Annotated in this window: 18 protein-coding genes; 2 read left to right on the top strand and 16 right to left on the bottom strand. The window is 40.9% G+C overall.

Annotated elements, in window-relative coordinates; all coding sequences use genetic code 11:
• Window positions 1-11: 11 nt before the first annotated feature.
• The 6 genes from spxR to PG086_RS04095 all read right to left on the bottom strand — a co-directional run bounded on the left by spxR (window position 12) and on the right by PG086_RS04095 (window position 9,026).
• A complete protein-coding gene (spxR, locus tag PG086_RS04120) occupies window positions 12-1,289 on the bottom strand; it encodes a CBS-HotDog domain-containing transcription factor SpxR (RefSeq protein ID WP_270747891.1) in 1,278 nt (425 codons plus the stop codon).
• Window positions 1,282-1,833: a GNAT family N-acetyltransferase gene (locus PG086_RS04115; protein ID WP_109289957.1), complete on the bottom strand. Its 552-nt coding sequence runs from the start codon at window positions 1,831-1,833 to the stop codon at window positions 1,282-1,284. The genes spxR and PG086_RS04115 overlap by 8 nt, the downstream gene beginning before the upstream one ends.
• 15 nt (window positions 1,834-1,848) lie before the next feature.
• A complete protein-coding gene (locus PG086_RS04110) occupies window positions 1,849-3,108 on the bottom strand; it encodes a UDP-N-acetylglucosamine 1-carboxyvinyltransferase (RefSeq protein ID WP_084854117.1) in 1,260 nt (419 codons plus the stop codon).
• Window positions 3,109-3,265: 157 nt separating this feature from the next.
• Window positions 3,266-4,771 (bottom strand): pyruvate kinase, encoded by a 1,506-nt coding sequence (gene pyk / locus PG086_RS04105; protein WP_084920963.1) that lies wholly within the window; start codon window positions 4,769-4,771, stop codon window positions 3,266-3,268.
• A gap of 64 nt (window positions 4,772-4,835) precedes the next feature.
• Window positions 4,836-5,843: a 6-phosphofructokinase gene (gene pfkA / locus PG086_RS04100; protein WP_000820879.1), complete on the bottom strand. Its 1,008-nt coding sequence runs from the start codon at window positions 5,841-5,843 to the stop codon at window positions 4,836-4,838.
• A gap of 81 nt (window positions 5,844-5,924) precedes the next feature.
• On the bottom strand, window positions 5,925-9,026 hold the full coding sequence (locus PG086_RS04095) for a DNA polymerase III subunit alpha (RefSeq protein ID WP_270747890.1): 3,102 nt from the start codon (window positions 9,024-9,026) through the stop codon (window positions 5,925-5,927).
• Window positions 9,027-9,440: 414 nt separating this feature from the next.
• Between PG086_RS04095 and PG086_RS04090 the strand changes: the two genes are divergently transcribed.
• Together PG086_RS04090 and PG086_RS04085 are read left to right on the top strand one after the other, a co-directional pair.
• A complete protein-coding gene (locus tag PG086_RS04090; protein WP_270747889.1) occupies window positions 9,441-11,723 on the top strand; it encodes a Xaa-Pro dipeptidyl-peptidase in 2,283 nt (760 codons plus the stop codon).
• Window positions 11,724-12,244: 521 nt separating this feature from the next.
• The gene (locus tag PG086_RS04085; protein ID WP_001043018.1) at window positions 12,245-12,715 is read left to right on the top strand and encodes an arginine repressor; all 471 of its coding nucleotides are present in this window, start codon (window positions 12,245-12,247) and stop codon (window positions 12,713-12,715) included.
• A gap of 35 nt (window positions 12,716-12,750) precedes the next feature.
• Here the strand turns inward: PG086_RS04085 and PG086_RS04080 are convergent, their stop codons facing one another.
• From PG086_RS04080 to PG086_RS04035, 10 genes are all read right to left on the bottom strand, one after another.
• Entirely contained in the window at window positions 12,751-12,915 is a 165-nt protein-coding gene (locus PG086_RS04080; protein ID WP_000502578.1) for a hypothetical protein, read from the bottom strand.
• A 9-nt stretch (window positions 12,916-12,924) separates the two neighbouring features.
• Entirely contained in the window at window positions 12,925-14,235 is a 1,311-nt protein-coding gene (obgE, locus tag PG086_RS04075) for a GTPase ObgE (RefSeq protein WP_000061637.1), read from the bottom strand.
• A gap of 71 nt (window positions 14,236-14,306) precedes the next feature.
• Window positions 14,307-14,441, bottom strand: coding sequence for a DUF4044 domain-containing protein (locus tag PG086_RS04070; RefSeq protein ID WP_000863851.1), 135 nt, complete (start codon window positions 14,439-14,441; stop codon window positions 14,307-14,309).
• Window positions 14,442-14,471: 30 nt separating this feature from the next.
• Window positions 14,472-14,660: a PspC domain-containing protein gene (locus PG086_RS04065; RefSeq protein ID WP_270747888.1), complete on the bottom strand. Its 189-nt coding sequence runs from the start codon at window positions 14,658-14,660 to the stop codon at window positions 14,472-14,474.
• 20 nt (window positions 14,661-14,680) lie between these two features.
• A complete protein-coding gene (locus tag PG086_RS04060) occupies window positions 14,681-16,006 on the bottom strand; it encodes a glycosyltransferase family 4 protein (protein WP_049536244.1) in 1,326 nt (441 codons plus the stop codon).
• 8 nt (window positions 16,007-16,014) lie between these two features.
• A complete protein-coding gene (locus tag PG086_RS04055; RefSeq protein WP_000428259.1) occupies window positions 16,015-17,058 on the bottom strand; it encodes a glycosyltransferase family 4 protein in 1,044 nt (347 codons plus the stop codon).
• A gap of 112 nt (window positions 17,059-17,170) precedes the next feature.
• Window positions 17,171-17,500, bottom strand: a complete 330-nt coding sequence (locus tag PG086_RS04050) for a metal-sulfur cluster assembly factor (protein WP_000331931.1) — start codon at window positions 17,498-17,500, stop codon at window positions 17,171-17,173.
• A gap of 14 nt (window positions 17,501-17,514) precedes the next feature.
• A complete protein-coding gene (gene rpoD / locus PG086_RS04045) occupies window positions 17,515-18,624 on the bottom strand; it encodes an RNA polymerase sigma factor RpoD (protein WP_000201893.1) in 1,110 nt (369 codons plus the stop codon).
• Between the two features lie 2 nt (window positions 18,625-18,626).
• Complete coding sequence (gene dnaG / locus PG086_RS04040; protein ID WP_057489029.1) at window positions 18,627-20,387, bottom strand: DNA primase; 1,761 nt, start codon at window positions 20,385-20,387, stop codon at window positions 18,627-18,629.
• A gap of 193 nt (window positions 20,388-20,580) precedes the next feature.
• Entirely contained in the window at window positions 20,581-21,012 is a 432-nt protein-coding gene (locus PG086_RS04035; RefSeq protein ID WP_000222726.1) for a hypothetical protein, read from the bottom strand.
• Window positions 21,013-21,250 lie beyond the last annotated feature (238 nt).

Below are 21,250 nucleotides of genomic sequence, written 5' to 3'. Positions count from 1 at the left end.
TCTCCTAGATTCTAATTAATTTTAACCGTAACATTTGCTTTTGAAACAATCTGATGACCATGATAAATATCATAATCAATAATAGCTGAGCGTCTCGTGTGGTGAATAATACGAGCCTGAATCCGCAGAGTATCATCTATCTGTACAGCCTGCAAGAAATAAATCAACATCTGTTCAATGATGAGATTACGTCCGCTATTCACAACGAGGTCTTGGGTCATGTGGTTGAGGATTTCAGCCAAGACTCCATTAGCAAGGACACCATTTTTCTCCAACATGAAGGGCTCAACAGTTATGACGACTTCATCATGATGATAAGATAGTTTTTGCCCGATTTGCTCTGAGAAAGTTGGCAAGGCAGAAACTTGGGAACGGCTCATCTTTTCCATGACATCTCGTCGTGTTACGACACCGAGTAGGGTTTGGTTGCTTCTGACAACGGGAACCATCTCAAAGTCTTCTGCAATCATTCGTTGACTGACATTGGCAATATTGGTCGCTAAACCTGTTACGAAGATACTGCGCGTCATCACCTTGTCAATCGTCGTGCTGGGGGATTTGTCTCCTGCGTCACGCATAGTAACAACCCCAACAACCACTTGGTGTTGGTTAACGACTGGAAAACGGCTACTTCTGTTCTTACGAACTAAGTCTAGATAGTCTTTGACTGTATCCGTTTCTCTCAAAAAACCATACTCATGACTGGGACGATAGAGCTTTTCAACTGTCAGAATATCGGTTTTGATTTGAACATTTGAAAGGGCCTTGTTAATCATGGTTGCTACTGTAAAAGTATCATGTTTACTTCTCAGGACTGGAATATTTTTTTTATTGGCCAACTCAAGAACATCATCCTGAACATGAAAACCACCTGTAACGAGGACCGCATTTTCATTTTCCAAGGCTAGAAGTTGAATACGAGTACGGTCACCTACGATCACAAGACCACCATCATGGAGATAGGACAGGATATTCTGCTCTGTCATGGCCCCAATGGAAAATTTGCTAAACTCTCTCTCTAGCCCTTCCTGGCCGGCTAAAACTTCAGATGAGGTGACCTCAGCAATTTCAGCATAGGTTAGCCGCTCAATAGCCACTTTCTGGGACTTGACCCGTATGGTTCCACTTCGTGGCCGAGTTTCAACGATGCCACGATTTTCAGCTTCTTTGATAGCTCGGTAGGCTGTTCCGTCACTAACACCTAGGTGATTGGAAATACTGCGAACACTAACTCTCTTCCCAATTGGCAACTCTTCCAGATAGGACAAAATTTCCTGGTGTTTACTCATTGAATTCTCCTTTTATGTATCGAAATTCAAGATAGTCCCTCATTTTTCGTGTATAACGATCGCTCCCCTTAAACTGTCGAACGAGACTAAAGCCCGATTTTAAGGCTACCTTTTGACTAGCTTGATTCTCCAAATGAGTGATGATGGATAATTGTTTTAAACCAAATTCTTCAAATGAAAGCTGACATAGCTTGGTAACCACTTCTGTCATATAACCTTGTGACCAAGAATCCTTTTTTAAGAAATAACCAATTTCTGCTTCTTTTTTGATTTCATCAATCTTTTCAAATTTAATGGAGCCAATCATTTCCTGATTTCCTTGGAGACAAATAGCCCAAACACCTAGAGGAGTCTTCATAAAATAGTTGGCAAGCGCGTATTGACTTTCTTCTAAACTTGATTGACTGGGAAAAATAAACTGCAAATTTTCAGGATTGGAAGCAATCTCGTAAAATGCTTGACTGTCACTAAAAAAGAAAGGACGCAAATACAAGCGCTCCGTTTCAAAAAAAGAAAACATTGCTAATTTGGTCCAAATATTCATAATCACCTCAACGGTTTAGTCTTCAACGAGTGTAATATCTGCTCCAAGACTACGCAATTTCTCAATAATATCTGAGTAGCCTCGCAGGATAAACTCAATATTTGTAATTTCAGTTTTACCTTCAGCCATCAAACCAGCAATAACAAGCGCTGCACCAGCTCGCAAGTCTGTAGCTTTTACGCTTGCCCCGTGCAATCTACGACCACCGTTGTAGATAATATGATCATTCGTAGTCGTAATATCCGCATCCATTTTTGCTAATTCAAAAACATGGTTAACACGTTTCTCATAAATCGTATCAATGATGGTTCCACGACCTTGGGCAGTTAGTAAAAGTGGCGTGATAGGCTGTTGCAAATCGGTTGCAAACCCTGGATAGGGAGCTGTTTTGATATTGATGGCCTTTAAACCAGACTGTTCTTCAACGAAGATACTGTCTTCTGAGACCGTCATATGAACGCCCATTTCCTCTAGTTTGGCGATAAAACCTTCTAAGTGCTCATAGAGAACGTTGTTAATGCGAATTCCTTTTCCTACCGCTGCAGCAAGTGAAATATAGGTTCCAGCTTCGATACGGTCTGGAATGACTTGGTGACGCGTTCCATGAAGTTTCTCAACACCATCAATAATGATAATATCAGTCCCCGCACCACGAATGTGGGCCCCCATATTGTTCAAAAGGGTAGCGACATCAATAATTTCCGGTTCACGAGCCGCATTTTCAATGACAGTGCGTCCCTTAGCTTTAACCGCAGCAATCATAGTGTTAATCGTTGCACCAACGCTGACGGTATCCATGTAAATACTTGCGCCATGAAGCCCCTTACCTTGGGCAGATAAATTCATATTATCTCCCTCATAGCTGACCTTAGCACCCATGGCTTCAAAGGCTTTTAAGTGAAGGTCAATCGGACGAGGCCCCAGATCACATCCACCAGGAAGTCCAACTGTAGCTTCACCAAAGCGACCTAAAAGACTTCCGTAGAAATAATAAGAAGCACGCAAGCTATTAATCTTGCCATAAGGCATAGGAATGTTTTGAACACCTCTTGGATCAATCTCCAAGACATCCTCATAACGCTTAACAGTCGCCCCCATAATTTCCATGATTTCGACAAGACTAGCAACGTCTGAAATGTCTGGAACACAATCTAAAGTGACAATATCATCTGATAAGATAATAGCTGGAATAAGTGCTACAACACTATTTTTAGCACCACTAATGGTGATCTCACCTTGCAATGGACGTCCACCATTGATGACAATTTTTCTCATGTTTTACTCTTTCAAAATTTACTAAAAAGGTCTTTTCGTTCTATTATACCATAATTTTCATTTTTTTCCCATTCCTATTGATTAAACATTCCATTTCGATAAAAAAAGACCTATCACACAAGCGATAAAGCTTGAAATGATAGGTTTTAATGTTAGATTAGCGTACAGTGCGGATACGCATTGTGTTTGTACGAACAGCTTCGCCAAGTGGTACACCTGCAACGATAACAATATCATCACCAGATTCTACCAAACCTTGCTCAACTGCAATTCTTTCAGCGAGATCAAACATATCATCAGTGTTTGATGGGCGATCAGTGGTTACTGGAATAACTCCCCAGTTCAACATCAAACCACGCTGAGTCAATTCATCGAAAGTGATTGCCAAGATATCAGCATCTGGACGGTATTTAGAAATCAAACGAGCAGTGTGACCTGTCTTAGTAAGAGTAACCACCAACTTGATATTCATAGAATTTGTCGCATCCTTAACAGCTGAAGCCATAACCTCAGTCTTAGAATTACGTGACAAGTTAACAGATGACAAGCGACCGTATTCTTTTAAAAGAGTTTGAGCATTTTTGTCAATAGTTGCCATCGTAGTAACTGACTCAAGTGGATATTTACCATTTGCAGACTCACCTGAAAGCATTGTAGCGTCAGTTCCGTCGATAACAGCGTTAAACACATCTGATACTTCTGAACGCGTTGCACGTGGTTTTTCAGTCATAGTTTCAAGCATGTTTGTTGCTGTGATAGCGACTTTACCAGCTGCGTTCACTTTAGTGATGATCATTTTTTGGTAAACTGGAACCATTTCGAATGGTACTTCGATACCCATGTCACCACGAGCGATCATGATACCGTCAGCAGCTTCAATGATTTCATCCAAGTTGTCGATACCTTGTTGGTTTTCGATTTTAGCGAACAATTGAACGTGACCGTTACCAGTTTCTTCACAGATTGCACGAACTTCGTTAACGTCTTTTGCAGTACGTACGAATGAAATCGCGATGAAGTTAATACCTTGTTCAAGACCAAAGCGGATATCATCGTTATCACGTTCAGCAAGAGCTGGGAAAGGAATTTTAGTGTTAGGGATATTTACACCTTTTTGTTTAGCAATCACACCGTCATTTTCCACTTCAACTACAAATTCACGAGTTGCATCGTCTTTTTCTACAACGCGAAGACCAAGTTTACCATCGTCAACCAATACTTGGCGACCAACTTCAACGTCATCATAGATGTCAAGAGCACCAGCAACGTTCAAAGCAATCACTTCACGAGTTGATTTGATTCCTTGTTTAGTTGCAACACGGATTTTTTCACCAGTTTTGTATGAGTACTCTTTAGCTTCACCTTCGAACAATTCAGTACGGATTTCTGGTCCTTTAGTATCAAGAAGGAAACCAACTTTTTTACCTGCAAGTTTTTCTGCAAGTTTAACAGTTGCCATACGTTCACCTTGTTCTTGGTGGTCACCGTGTGAGAAGTTGAAACGGAAAGTGTTAGCTCCTGCTTCAATCAATTTAGCAATGTTTTTTGCTGAAGCTTCAACGTCAAGTTTTTCACCCCAGTATCCGTCATCACCGAATTTCTTTCCACCACGGATTTCAACCGCAGGACCCAAAGTTGCAACGATTTTTACACGTTTATTCATGATTTGTGACTCCTTTATATAATTTGACCTTTTATGGTCATTTTACCAGATTAGTTAAAGTTGATTATGACAAGCTCTTATTCAAGCTAGCAAGTTCAAGGTCAGCTTTGTGAGGGTTGTTAACAACGATTTTGCCATCAGCTGTTAGGCTGAACAAGGCTCCTTCTTCTGCTGTTCCAAGAATTGGGTTTTCAACCATTTTTTCGTTACGGATACCAACAGCGACACCACCGATTCCTTGTTTGAGAAGTTTAACAGCGTGTGCTCCCATACGTGACGCTAATACACGGTCACGAGCGGTTGGTGAACCACCACGTTGGATATGTCCAAGCTCAGTCACACGAAGGTCACTAGTATCTCCTGCTTCCTTTAGTTTCTTACCAAATTCATCGGCAGACATAACCCCCTCGGCCAAAACGATGATGTTGTGTTTTTTACCACATTCATAACCAGCTTTGATACTAGCTACGATATCTTCCATCTTGAAGCCTTCTTCAGGGATAATGATTTCATCAGCACCAGTTGCAATACCTGCCCAAAGTGCGATATCGCCAGCATTACGTCCCATTACTTCAACAACGAAAGTACGACGGTGACTTGATGATGTATCACGAATCTTATCGATTGCATCCATTGCAGTAGTAACTGCAGTATCAAATCCGATTGTGAAGTCAGTACCTACGATATCGTTATCGATTGTACCTGGAAGTCCGATAGCAGGGAATCCATGCTCAGTCAAGCGCATAGCTCCGTGATAAGAACCGTCACCACCGATAACAACGACACCTTCGATACCGTGTTTTTTCAACTGCTCAATCCCTTTAAGTTGGCCTTCAAGTTGTGCAAACTCAGGGTAACGAGCAGAGTGAAGGAAAGTACCACCACGGGAAATGATGTCTCCTACTGAAGCAGCATCAAGTGGATAAATTTCGCCGGCAACCATACCTGCATATCCATCATAGATACCAAATACTTCCATTCCTTCTGAGATTGCTTGGCGAACTACTGCACGGATGGCAGCATTCATACCAGGGGCGTCTCCACCACTGGTCAAAACAGCAATACGTTTCATTTGGTTTTTGCTCCTTTTCCTTTTAACATTCTTACTGATTATACCACATTTAAATCGAAAATTCTTCTATTTTTCGTATTTTTAGCGATAAATCGTTTTCATGGTTATTTCCTTTAATTTCTCCTGTAAAGCAGGCACTTTTTTTACAAAATGTCGTGTAGAAACAACCGTTTTTTGCTCCTCTTCATACCTGATAATGACAGGAATTGGGCCTTTGTATTGTTCTAGGATATTTGAAATCTCTTTATCGTATTCATGATTTTTAACTTGGATCCAGAATCGTTCCGCCACTGCTTCTTTCAAATCTTGTGCAATCATTTGCAGACGGCCATCTCGAGATTGAACCTTCCCATTGATATAGTAAAATTTCCCTTCGGAGAGGATAGAGGCGAATTTTCGATACTGATCCGAAAATACAGTCACATCCATCCGAGACTTACTATCATGAACCTGTAGGAAAGCCATGTTCTCGCCCTTCTTGGTTCGAATCACTTTTAGTTTTTGCACTTCAACTAGGAGAGTAGCTTGAGCTCCCTCAGTAAGATTAGCAATTGGCACCGTCGGATAAATGGCTTGTTTGGCAAGAGTTTGGAGAGGATGGGCACTGATACCTACCCCAATCAGTTCCTGCTCTTTGTAAAATTTCTCTGCCTCCGTAAAATCATCAGCTTCAGTCCAACTATAATTTGTATCTGCAAAGAGTCCACCTAACTCCTCAACAAAAACAAATAAGTTTGGTAGGTTCACTAAGATTTTTTGGCGATTCTTGTCAAATTCATCAAAAAGCCCCAGTTCAACCAAAGGAGTCAAAAGCGACAGTTTCTTGTAATTCTTGGGAAGACGTGTGACAAAATCTTCAATGCTTGAGAAAGGACGATTTTCGATGATCCAGTAAGAAAAATCTCTTGGCATGCCCTTAATGGCTTTTAGACCAAGATATATTTTCTTCTGAGCAATTTTATCGTGATAGGGAATGCTATTGATTGCTAACGGGGCTACTTCAAAGCCCATCTGCAACGCATCCACAATGTAATCGCTACTGGAATAATTCAACATGACTTGGAAGAAAATAGCAGGATAGTGTGTCTTGAAATAAGCAAGCTGGAAAGCCAGCGCTGAGTAGGCATAAGCGTGGGATCTGTTAAATCCATAGCCCGCAAACTTTTCCATCACTGCAAAGACTTGGTTAGCTTTTTCTTCTGAATGCCCCAATTTCATAGCTCCAGAGATAAAATCTTCCTTCATTAAATGCATCTCTTTAGCATTTTTCTTACCCATGGCTCGTCTGAGAATATCAGCTTTACCAAGGCTGAAGCCTCCAAATCGCTGAGCTACCTGCATGACCTGCTCTTGATAGAGCATAATACCATAAGTTGATGACAGAATATCCTCCAAGACAGGATCCAGCACCGTCACCTTTTCTTTGCCGTGCTTCCGAGCGACAAAGTTATCAATATAATCACTAGCCCCTGGTCTGTTGAGGGAGGTTGTGGCTACTACCTCTTCAAAGACTTGTGGCTGAACTCGTTTCAAGAGTCGAATGGCACCAGGTTGTTCAAATTGGAAAATCCCCTTGGTATTTCCAGCAGCAAAGAGGGCAAGAGTTCCCTTGTCTTCCAAATCAATCTCTTCGATTTTCAGATGAATACCTTCTGACTCAGCCAGTAATTCCTGCATTTTTTGGACAAAAGTTAAGTTACGCAGACCTAGGAAATCCATTTTTAGAAGTCCATTGGCTTCAACACCATGAGCATCATACTGAGTGATGAGCATATCCTCACCATATTTTAGAGGAATGTAGTCCGTCAAGTCTTGGTCACTCATAACGACCCCAGCTGCATGGATAGAGGTCTGACGAGGATACCCTTCAATCTTTCGAGCAATCTCAAAAGCTTTTTGATATTCAATCTTACTATTGATAACCTGCCTAAACTGTAAATTCTTTTCATAGGCTGTCGTTAGCGTATCTCGGAAACTGATTTTTTTCGTAATATTTGTTAATTCGTACTCTGGAACGCCATAGCGTTTAAAAACATCACGAATTGCCTGTTTTGCTCCAAAGGTCGAATAAGTGACAATCTGTGCCACATGTTGGCTGCCATACCGATCACGAACATAACGAATGAACTCTGGTCTATAAAGGTCTGGAATGTCGATATCGATATCGGGCATGGTGTAACGCTCGCGATTCAAAAAGCGTTCGAAAATCAGGTTCTTTTCAACCGGGTCAATTCCTGTAATATCCAGTGAGTAAGCTACCAGACTACCAACCGCAGAACCACGCCCCATACCCATATAGTAGCCTTGGGAACGTCCAAAACGGAGCAAATCCCAAACTACAAGGAAATAGTCGTCAAAGCCCATATCATGAATCACAGCTAATTCCTCATTCAGTCGGTCACGATAGATAGCTGAGGTTAGCCCCTTGTCACTCAAGCCTTGTTCAGCCCTCTCTCGAAGTTCTTCTACTGCTGGTCTTTCAGGATTAAAGCGAGGGAGTTTTAAACTTGGGTCGATTTGATAGCTTACATTCTCTATCAGACCTTGGAGATTGGCAAGTGCCTGAGGGAAGCGATTTTTAAACCGTGCTTCCAAGTCTGAGGCAGGTAAAAAAATCCCCTGTTGTGAATGTACATCCACTTCTCTCAGGCTGACATTGTCCTTGACTGCTGACAAGATTTGTAAAACCTGTAGGTCTTCTTTTTCAAAAGAGTTGACTTGATAGAGTGGAAGAATGGGTCTAGTAAAGGCTTCTTGAGGAGTATCTGGACTGACACCGATAAAATAATCATGCCCTAAATCCAACTGTTCGACCCCATCAAAATAGGGAACAATAATGGCCACATCTTCGAGGTGGGAGGTGAAGTCAGACCAATTTTTCCGTCCAGTCATTTTTAAAGTGGATAACTTCATCAACTCCTGGTAACCTTTAGTGGATAGGGCTAGAAAACGGGGAGAAATATTGTCTTCATCTTTGACCAAAGTCATTTCTAGACCGACTAAAGGTTGAATTCCATACTTACGAGTCGCTTCTAGAAAATGATAGGCTCCATAGAGATTATCCACATCCATAATAGCAAGGTGAGAATAGCCGTATTCTTTAGCCATTTGTACATATTTTTCAATCGAAACCACACTTTCCATAAAACTATAAACAGTCTTGGTGTCGAGCTGTGCAATCATTTCTTCTCCTCCTTGCTTTCGTTTTACTACTATTATACCATTTAAAGTTGGATATTGAAGCAACTCTGCACTTTCTTTTCAATATCATCAGTTACAAACTTCTTCTCTTCTTACTGTTAAATTCTTCATTTTTCAAAGGAAGAAAATAAAAAATTAATATTATATAATAGTTTTAAATGTAAATTTAGATATATTTATACCAAACGAAGAATAATAAAGATAGGAGTTATATGCAGTTTTACATATAAAAATCTCTAGAAAAAGGCTTACTTCTATGGTATTTATTCAGCATTTTATAATAACTTACTAAATAGATATGCCGGTTTAAGAAATTTATTTCATTTAAGTTTATTTATTCCATTTTTCCCTCTTTTTTGATATAATAAATCCAGTCTGTTTTCAAAGGAGAGAAACATGCGTTTTAATCAATTCAGCTACCAACCAACCACTAGTTCTCAACGATTTGAGGAATTAGAAGGTCTTGGTCTAAAGCTGTCACCCCAACTGTCCTTAAAAAGACAGTTTGAAGACTTCATTCGTTGGAGTTTTTTCACTTATTCTAACACGGATTATGCCTTATCGACTTTGGCTGCGGATAAAGAAACAGATTTAGTAACTTTTTTCCAGTCAGACCGTGAGTTAACTGCGGAGATTTTCTACACAGTAGTTTTTCAACTTTTAGGATTTAGCTATCTTGTTGACTTTGAAGATTCCGAACAGTTTCGTAAAGAAGTTGGTTTTCCTATTGTTTATGGAGATCTCATTGAAAATCTTTATCAGTTACTCAATACGCGAACGAAAAAAGGAAATACGCTCATCGATCAGCTTGTTAGTGATGGACTCATTTCAGAAGACAATCACTACCACTACTTTAATGGTAAGAGCTTGGCAACCTTCTCTACTCACAATGTCATTCGTGAAGTCGTATATGTCGAGAGCCGTGTGGATACTGATAAAGACGGACTCCCTGACTTAGTCAAGGTCAGCATTATTCGCCCGCGTTATGATGGACAGATTCCTTCAGTTATGACTGCCAGCCCTTATCACCAAGGGACCAATGTCAAAGCTAGCGATAAAGCTCTCTACAAAATGGAAGGAGAACTTGAGGTCAAACCTGCCCACACCATTGAGATTGAGGAGCCTAAGCTGAATTTATTCGAGCCTCTCGGCCAAGCTGAACTCGTCTCTGAAGCTGAAGAAAAGTTAGCTCATATCAATAGCTCATACACCCTCAACGACTACTTCCTCCCACGAGGATTTGCCAATCTCTATGTATCGGGTGTTGGTACCAGGGATTCCCAAGGTCTCATGACCAATGGGGACTACCATCAAATTGAAGCATATAAAAACGTGATTGACTGGCTTAATGGTCGTTGCCGGGCTTTCACGGATCACACGCGCAAACGTCAAGTCAAGGCTGATTGGTCAAACGGTAAAGTCGCAACAACAGGAATTTCCTATCTAGGGACCATGTCCAATGGACTTGCGACCACTGGTGTTGATGGCTTAGAAGTAATCATCGCAGAAGCAGGTATTTCCTCATGGTACAACTACTATCGGGAAAATGGTTTGGTGACTAGCCCAGGTGGTTATCCAGGTGAGGATTTTGACTCACTTGCTGAATTGACCTACTCCCGTAATCTCCTAGCTGGTGATTATATTCGTGGTAATGGAGCTCATCAGGCAGACTTAGAGAAGGTAAAAGAGAAACTCGATCGCAAGACTGGTGACTACAATCAGTTTTGGCATGACCGCAACTATCTGCGCAATGCTCATAAGGTTCAAGCTGAGGTCGTCTTTACGCATGGTTCCCAGGATTGGAACGTCAAACCTCTTCATGTTTACCAGATGTTTCATGCTCTTCCAACTCATATCAATAAGCATCTCTTTTTTCATCATGGTGCTCACGTTTATATGAATAACTGGCAGTCCATTGACTTCCGCGAATCCATGAATGCCTTGTTAAGTAAGAAATTGTTAGGACTTGACTCATGCTATCAACTCCCTACTGTCATCTGGCAGGACAATACTGCACCGCAAACATGGCAGAGCCTTGACGACTTTGGCAAACAGAATAAACTGCATACTTTCCCACTTGGAACTGAAGAAAAAGTAATTCAAAACCAGTATGATCAAAAAGATTTTGAGCGTTATGGCAAGACTTACCAAACCTTCAACACAGAACTTTACCAAGGAAAAGCCAATCAAATCACCATTGACCTTCCAGTAAGTCAAGACATTCACTTAAATGGGCGAGTGGAGCTGAAACTTCGTGTCAAATCAAGTACAAACAAGGGCTTATTATCTGCTCAACTCCTCCAACTAGGACAACAGAAGTACCTTCAACCCTATCCAGCAGTTCAATCAGTCCGAACCATTGATAATGGTCGTTACCACATGTTAGAAAATCTCTGTGAACTGCCATTCAACCCAAGTGCCCAACGTGTCATCACCAAAGGCTACCTTAATCTTCAAAATCGAACCAATCTCTTGACGATTGAAGAAATCCAACCAAATGAATGGATGGACTTCAAGCTAGAGCTTCAACCAACTATCTACAAACTTAAAGAAGGAGATACTCTCCGTTTGGTTCTCTATACAACAGACTTTGAGATTACAATTCGAGATAATACAGACTATCAGTTGACTGTTGATTTAGCACAGTCTAGTCTTATCCTACCTTGTCAAAAGGTATAATCTACCAGACTTTCAATATGGAAGTATTCAAAGGAAAAGTCAATGAAATAGACCATTGAACTTCCTATAACCAAAGTTTTCTACTTGAACAGTCGAATCAAACATAAACTTTGTATCAAATTCAGTTCATCTAAAAGCATTTTAGAAGCCCCTAGATAGAACTTGGACAAAAGATACTCCCTCTAACCAACATGTGTAACCATTTATCATACACGCTACCAGACCACATGTTGGAAATCTCTGTGAATTAACATTTAGAGTGAATTCACAAAACGCCGTGACAAAAAGCTACCCAAATTGAATGATTCACTGTCATTAAAGAACATCAATGTAGATGAACGGATTGCTACCCAGTTTATCTGCACGCAACTAGTGACAAAGTTAAAAGAAGGAGAATCTCTCCATCTAGTTCTTTATCCTACTGACTGCGAAATCATCATACGTGACAATACCGCCTACCACCCGACTGACGTTATCGTTCAGTCCACGCTACTGTACCTTGTAAAAGGAGTACTTACTTTATGAACAAATCAGAACACAGACACCAACTTATCCGCGCCCTCGTTTCAAAAAACAAAATCCATACACAAGCTGAATTACAAGCCTTATTAGCGGAAAATGATATCCAAGTGACTCAGGCTACTCTATCACGCGATATCAAAACCATGAACCTTTCAAAAGTGCGCGAAGAGGATAATTCTTACTATGTGCTAAATACAGGGTCTATCTCCAAATGGGAAAAACGTCTTGAAAACTATATGGAAGATGCTCTTGTTATGTTGCGTCCTGTGCAACACCAAGTTATTTTGAAAACTTTACCCGGTTTAGCCCAATCGTTTGGATCTGTAATTGATTCCTTGGCCTTTCCAGATATCGTTGCAACCCTTTGTGGAGACGATGTCTGCATGATTATCTGTGAAGATGCTACAAAAGCGCAGGCTTGTTTTGAGAGTCTTAAAAAATATGCGCCACCATTTTTCTTTAGTGAATAAAACAAATCCCGTGATTAAAAGATCACGGGAATTTTTTATTTCTTGGACTGTGTTTCTTCTTTCTTTGTACGTGCCAATCGAAGAGCGCGTTTAGGATTGAGACGATTAAATAATTCTTCTAGTTTCTTTTCATTCCATACATCTGCTGCAGAAACAAAATTGCCATCTGCATCTCGGAATGATATCGGTTTATCTCCCATATCAATCTCCTAGTCTACAAATTCAAATTCAAATTTACCAATTCGGACCAAATCGCCATCTTTGGCTCCACGCGCACGAAGGGCTTCATCAACCCCCATACCACGAAGCTGACGGGCAAACTTCATGACCGATTCGTCACGGTCAAAGTTGGTCATGTTAAAGAGTTTCATGAGTTTTTCACCAGAAAGTACCCATGTCGCATCATCATCACGACTAATCTCAAAGGCTTTTTCTTCCTCGTCAAAGCCATAGTAAGCCTCTTCTTCCATATCGGATTCATCATAAATTGGGAATTCTGGAGTCTTGTCTAACAACTCGGCTGTCGCGTCCAAAAGAGTCGCCAAGCCTTGCTTGGTCAATCCAGAAATTGGGAAGATGGCTGGAAGTTCCTCAAACTCGTCGTAGTTTGCTGCTAACTTTTCCTTGAAAGTTTTAAGATTTTCCTGACTTTCAGGCATATCCATCTTGTTGGCCACGATAATCTGTGGACGTTCCATGAGACGAAGGTTATAGGATTCTAATTCCTTATTGATAGCAAGGTAATCCTCATAAGGATCACGTCCTTCGCTAGCTGACATATCGATGACATGGAGGATAACTCGAGTGCGTTCGATATGTCGGAGGAACTGGGTTCCAAGACCAACACCTTGACTGGCACCTTCAATCAAACCTGGAAGATCTGCTACTGCAAAAGATTCACCTGACTGCGTACGAACCATACCCAAATTAGGGACAATGGTCGTAAAGTGGTAAGCACCAATTTTGGGTTTGGCTGAAGTGATGACACTAAGCAATGTTGACTTTCCGACAGATGGAAAACCGACTAGACCAACATCTGCTAAGATTTTCAATTCCAGTTGCAACTCACGTTCCTGACCCGGCTCTCCATTCTCAGAGATTTCAGGTGCAGGATTTTTGGGAGTGGCAAAACGGATATTTCCACGACCACCTCGACCGCCATGAGCCACGATAAATTCCTGACCATGTTCAATCAAGTCTGTAATGACTTTTCCTGTTTCCGCATCACGTACAGTAGTCCCCTGTGGTACGCGAACACGAAGATCTTCTGCACCACGTCCGTGCATTCCTTTGGTCATCCCTTTTTCACCAGAATCAGCCTTGAAATGACGGTTATAGCGGAAATCCATCAAGGTACGTAAGCCTTCGTCTACCACGAAAACAACATTACCTCCACGTCCACCATCACCACCCCAAGGACCGCCATTAGGGACATATTTTTCACGGCGAAAGGCAACCATGCCGTCGCCACCATTACCAGCCTTGACCTTAATCTTGGCTGTATCTAAAAACATACTCATATTTTCTTCTCACTTTAAAAAGGCTGGGGAGAACCCAGTCATTAGTTATTGTTTCTATCCTCGCAGCTTGCTTAGAATCTGCTAAACGCTCCAAGTGCTGTCGCAAAGATACCAGCAAGGGTTACAAACAACATGATGAGCACGACAACAAGTGTCACTTTCTCAAACAATGTTTTTTTACGTTTTCCATTATCTCCAAAAGCCATAACTTCTCCTTTTCACTTTATAATTCTAAATTAATAGTCTGTTGAAACCGGTGCAACCACCCATAAAATGATGTAAGCAAGGATTCCTGCTCCATAACAAAATGCAAGAACACCCCAAACAACACGAACAATTGTTGGGTCAATATCAAAATAATGGGCAACTCCTGCACAGACTCCACCAATTATTTGTTTTTTTCCACTTCGCATTAATTTTTTCATAATATTTTCCTCTTATTCTATTATTTGAATTCATCTTTCCAATAATCTCTGATGCTGGATAATTGCTTCCGAGAAGCCCGTAAAATACGCTTAGACTCTTTTACTGGACTTGTAACAGCCTGTTGGGGTAGATATAAAATCGTTTTCAAAAAGCGCTGACTGGCAGGTTTCCCATCATGTAATTCATGTTCAAAGTTATTTGAGATAATGGCATCAAGGTAAAACTCATGTACTCGTTTCCCAAAGTTCTCAGCCGAAATTTCGTACAACTTATCCGCCAACTTTTGTTCAGACATATACGGAGTAGCGATTAAGGCTTCAAGGATGGCTCCTGCAAGCTCTCGTTCTCCATAGTAGAGGGTACCAAACATTTTATCACTGATCAGGTTATCAAGATAGGGGTTGCCATGAGCGATAACAGGCGTTCCACTGGCTAGACTTTCTAGATAGGTTAAGCCCTGAGTTTCACTCGTAGAGGCAGAGATGAAGAAATCTGCAGCCTTATAGTATAAGGCTGTCTCGCTTGGAGCAATCATACCTGTAAAAATCACATGTTTTTGCAGGTTTAATTTCACTGCTTGCTCTTTCAGACTGTCCAGATAAGGACCGTCTCCAGCAACGACCAGCTTCACCTTATCTTCTTCTTTCAATACTTCAGCAAAAGCATCTAGGACTGCTTGGATATTCTTCTCATAAGAAATACGCGAAAGGCTCAGTAGCATTTTCTCGTCTTCCTGAATACCTAACTTCGAACGAAGTTCTTGTAAGTTTTCCTCTTTAATCTCAGGTCGTTCAAACTTAGCTAGCTCAATTCCGGTTGGAATGACACGTTTTTCAACCTTCACTTTGTATTTAGATAAAAGGTCCCGAACAATCTCACTAGGGCAGATTACTCCATCTACATCACGAAGGAAACCACGTACCAGATATTTTACCATACTTGGACGAATCAACATTCCCTTAGCAATATAATGCACATAGTCTTCGTACTGGGTATGGTAAGTATGGATAACAGGAATTCTCAATTCTCGTGCAATCCAAATCCCTAATAATCCAAGTGAAAATTCTGTCTGGGTATGAATGATATCGAGTTGATACTGCTTGGCGATTTCAAGTGCCTTTGTAAAACCTCTATAGGCAAATCGTCGATCTTTAAATGCAAAGAAAGGGACACTTGGAATTCGAATAATTTGCCAATCCTCGTAGCGGTTCACATCTTTATCTGTTGTTGTAAAGATAAAAACTGCATGGCCTTGCTTCTCAAGCTCTGTCTTCAAGGTTCGAATACTGGTCGCAACCCCGGAAACCTGAGGAAAATAGGTGTCTGTAAATAAACCAATTCGCATAGATTACCTCACTTTTTACCTAGAGCAGCCTGTTCCCGATAAAATTTTAACCAAATTCCCAGTAAACGCTCTTCTGAATACTGCTTGGATATCCTTTTAGCTTTTTCTTTCAATTCTTTCAACGCTTCAGGATTTTCTTTATATTCTAGGATTGCTTCTCTCATCTCAGAGACATCACTTGTAGCACGATAATCTCCCTCAAGAATGACCTTATACAGGTCCAAATCCCTTAACATAATAGGAGCCTCGCAACTAGCTGCCTCTAAGATGGTCATAGGGAATAGTTCATTATAGCTAGGTAGTAAGAACAAATCAGCTAAAGCATACAGTTCCCGCATCCTCTCCGGTGACACAATACCTGGGAAAATTAGATTTTTAGGTGGATTGTCCATAATCTTCTTATAGCGTTCATAACCATCTGTTATTCCACCAAATGAAAAACCACCAGCCCAGATAAAGGTAATTTCTGGCAATTCTTCAGCAAGACGGATAAAATCATCTATCCCTTTTCGTTTCTGAACCTGGCCCGCACCAACCACGACAAACTGATCTTTTGCGAGATCCATTTCTTCACGAAGTTGTGCAACTTGTTCAGCTGGTAATGGATGCCATTTTTCTTTGTTTACAAAATTGGGAATATAAGTTATTTTTTCTCGTGGAATACCCGCAGCAACTAGATCCTCTATAAACATGGGATTGACCACCACCAAGTGTTCCATCCGATTGTAAAAGGAAAAAACATAGCGTTTGACAATTCCTTTTAGGAAAAATGGAATTTTCAAACTCCCTTCGAGTGTCTCAGGCAAGAAATGCACATAGCCAACTTTTCTCCCAGAGCGTTTCTTTTGAAATGTGGATAAATAATAAGGGAAATCAATGGTGTGAAAGTGGGTTACGTCTGCCTCTACAGGAAGATTCTCCGTAACAATCAACTGATCTTTGGCATCACGATGAAGGAGACTCACCAATTCACGGTAGGCTCCTGACACTCCTTGACCAGCCACTTTTTCACTTGAACTTAGCATATTAATACGCAATTTTTTGTTTTCCATATTACTCATTATACCATTTTATTTCAAGAAAATCAGTAAAAGAAAGAAGAGACCAGAGGAAAATGGAGGAGCCCCTCTCTTTTCCAATCGTCTCTCGTAATTTTCCAATCGATTACTTAATTCCTAGGGCGATACGCGCATAGCGACTCATTTTTTCAACCGTCCAGGCTGGATACCAGACCAATTTGACTTCGATATTGGTTACCTCAGGCACCTCTGTCATCGCATCGTGTATCTGGTCTGTTAAGAGGTCAGCCAGTGGGCAACCCATAGTTGTCAAGGTCATATCAATTTCCGTGTGACCTGTTTCACCATCAAAACGAATCTCGTAAATCAAACCTAGGTTGACAATATCAATCCCCAACTCAGGGTCGATGACCTCTTCCAAGGCATTTAAAATGCGTGTTTTGATCGTTTCAATTTGTTCTTCTGTATAAGCCATGTTATTCCTCACTCTTAGTCTTCAATAAAATCACGAAGTGGTTTGCTGCGACTTGGTTGACGCAATTTTCTCAAAGCCTTGGCTTCAATCTGACGGATACGTTCACGAGTTACGTTAAAGACTTTACCAACATCTTCAAGAGTACGCATTTTCCCATCATCTAGTCCGAAACGTAAGCGCAAGACGTTTTCTTCACGGTCTGTAAGAGTATCCAAGACTTCATCTAACTGCTCGCGCAAAACGATACGAGTTGTGTAGTCTACTGGATTTTCAATCACTTCGTCTTCGATAAAGTCCCCAAGATGGCTATCGTCCTCTTCACCAATCGGTGTTTCAAGTGATACTGGTTCTTGGGCGATTTTCAAGATTTCACGGACCTTGTCAGGTGTCATATCCATACGCTCAGCGATTTGTTCAGGAGTTGGATCTTGCCCTAATTCTTGAAGGAGATTCCGCTGTTCACGGACAAGCTTGTTAATGGTTTCAACCATGTGGACAGGGATACGAATGGTACGAGCCTGGTCAGCGATGGCACGAGTGATTGCCTGACGAATCCACCAAGTTGCGTAAGTTGAAAACTTAAATCCTTTTGAATAGTCAAACTTGTCAACAGCCTTCATCAAGCCCATGTTTCCTTCTTGGATCAAGTCAAGAAACTGCATGCCACGCCCTACGTAGCGCTTAGCGATAGAAACCACCAAACGAAGGTTGGCTTCGGCAAGACGTTGTTTGGCCTCGATATCACCAGCCTCAACAGCTAGGGCCAATTCTTTTTCCTCTTCGTTGGTTAGGAGAGGAACGACCCCGATTTCCTTCAAATACATACGGACTGGGTCATTAACCTTGGCAGAAGTTGAGCCAATCAAGTCCTCATCACTGAGTTCTGGTTCTTCTTCTGTACTAAGAACACGCGCACTTGGATTTCCTTCATTATCTGTGATAGAAATTCCAGCATCCTGAATCCGTTGCAAAAGGTCTTCAATGCCGTCTGCATCTAAGGTAAAAGGAATAACCAGACTTGAATTGATTTCATCGTCTGTTGCTGTTCCTGTTTTTTTGTGGTTACGGATAAAGTCTGCTACTTGCACATCAAATGTCGTTACTTCTTTTTGTTTTGTTGCCATTATTACTCCATTCTTCTCTTTTGGGAAATCAATCGTTGCAATTCTTCCAAGGCTGTGTCCGTATCTCCTACATGACTAGCTTCCTGCACTTTCTTTTTAATTCTTAAGTTGTCCTTGCTAAGGAGGGCACGGTTTCGAGTCGCTTCGACTTCCGCTAGCTCCTGAGGCGACATCTCAGCTGGCAAATCCAGGCTAAGCACGTGGTACCAAGCATTTTCAACCTCAGGCGTCTGATGAGAAAGCTCCTCTGAGCCGATTTCTCCCTGCTCACTTAATAATTCGTAAAGAATCTGAAATTCTGGGGTATCAAAGAAAAAATCTTCTCTTAATCTGTAGTCATTTAGAACAACTGGATTCTCGGCCATTCTATAAAGGAGATGAGCCTCTGCTCTCATGACTGCTGTTAGTTGCCGAGTCACAGGCAAACTAATCGCTGCTGGAGGTTGCTCCTCTTTGACTCTTTCCTGCCTTTGAACAATGCGACTTTCATTTACAATCTGCTCCACCTGCTGGTAATCAAAAGAAGGTAGATTATCCGCCAGAATGTGGATATAAGAATTCTGGGCAGTGATAGACTTTTCTTTGGCGATTAGGGGTGCAATCTTTTCAATGAACTCGATTTGCGCCTGTAAGTTATCACTATTTTCAGGCTTTAGCTGGTGAATATAGAACTCTATAGGACTAATCCGAGTCTTGGTTAAAAGGTAAGCCAGGTCTTCAGCAGAATTCTTTTGTAGATACTCATCGGGGTCCATGGCATCAGGTACTCGGACAACTTCCACTGAGAAATCTTTTAATTCTTCCAGAGCTTTGACTGTTGCTGCCTGCCCTGCCTTGTCACCATCATAGCTAAGAACAATCTTTTTGGTAAAGCGTTTAAGATGATCAACATGTTCCTTGCTCAGGGCTGTTCCCATGGAAGCTACAGCATTTTCTATACCAGCACGGTAGGCTGCGATCACATCCATGAAGCCTTCCATCAGATAGAGCTCTGTAATCTTACCTGTTCCCTTTTTTGCCTTGTCCAAATGATACAATTCGTAACTCTTGTTAAAAATTGCAGTCGAGCGACTATTTTTATATTTGGCAGTCTGACTGTCCGTTTCTTGCCAGATACGACCTGAAAATGCAATAACCTGCCCCTTGTCATTGGTCAATGGAAAGATGATCCGTCCAAAAAAAGTATCATAAAATTGATTACCATCTGACAGATAAAACAAGCCCGAATCCAATAAATCCTTTTCCTCAAACTTGTCAGCCAAACGTTGATAGAGATAAGTTCTCTCTGCTGGAGCTAGTCCAATCTGGAAGTGCTTCAGAACATCGTCTGTCAATCCGCGTTTGTAGAGATAAGCCCTTGCTTCTTCTCCCATCTTTGTCGTCATGAGGATGGCATGGTAAAAACGGGCAGCTTCTCCATGCATATCATATAGAGCTTGATGAGGGGAAGCTTGTTGAGGACGAGACTGGACAGGCATGGCTAGTTGAATACCGACGCGCTCCCCTAAGAGCTGAACGGCTTCCATAAAGGACACACCTTGGTATTCTTCGATGAACTTAAAAACATCTCCTGAACGACCACAGCCGAAGCAATGATAAAACTGCTTGTCTTCCACAACGTTGAAAGAGGGGGTCTTCTCACCATGAAAAGGACAGAGCCCTAAATAGTTCCGTCCAGCCTTTTGTAAAGAAATCACGTCGCCTATGACTTCCACAATGTTGGTATTGTTTTTGATTTCTTCAATAACTTGCTTGTCAACCATACACAATACCTCCATGTTATCATAGTTTTACGTTAACTAGTATAGCTTATTTCTGAAAAAAAGTAAACCATTTCATACGCTTTCCCTACTTATATTTCATAAAAACTCACTGTTATCATGTTATCGGGAATCTTCTCCTTAACTCCTCCAACTTATCCTTTTATTTTCTGGTAAGATTGCTCATAAGTTACTTTTATTTTACTTGTTCTTGAAGATTATTTTTCAGTATTCTGCTAATATATTGTCCATCTTTTCTGCTGATACAAGCCGTTGCAAAAGTCATGGGTGCTATATATACTTCTCCTCGATAGGAAGGATCAACCAACACAGGCATGGAATAATAAGCATTCTTTTTATTCTTTAGGTCAATGAACCACTTGCCACCTAAGTGCTTGCGGAAGGTTTCTCCGATATAGACTGTTAAATAATCCAAGAGTTTTTTATCCTCTATCAAGACATGGTGATTTTCATAATGAGCCAAAATCCAAGCCTCCAAATCATCCAAGGACTGCATGCTATAGTCCAAGATTAAATTTTGCTCTTGGGCAAAATCCTTAGTAAAATAATCCATTTTAAATTCAATCTGGAAAATCCATTCCTGAAAGTCTTCTTGTGTGTAAGTCATTTTTTACCTCCATAAACAATATGTTTTATTGAATTTTTTTCACTTTGAATGACTTATTATTATCCTAGATATCCTTGATTTTGATATTTTCTTAAAAGGCTAGGAATAATCTTGTATTTATACTCCATGTTGATACTTATTATACTATAAAATGAAGCAACTTGGACAAGTGCACCAATCGATCTAATTATGTCACTAAAAAAACTAGAAACATCTGCGTGCTTCTAAGTTTTGATTT

Origin of the sequence: Streptococcus halitosis (genome assembly GCF_027691175.1) — a bacterium.
Taxonomy (GTDB): domain Bacteria; phylum Bacillota; class Bacilli; order Lactobacillales; family Streptococcaceae; genus Streptococcus; species Streptococcus halitosis_A.
The sequence above is the reverse complement of the archived record's forward strand: the minus strand, read 5'-3'. Positions and strand labels throughout refer to the sequence as shown.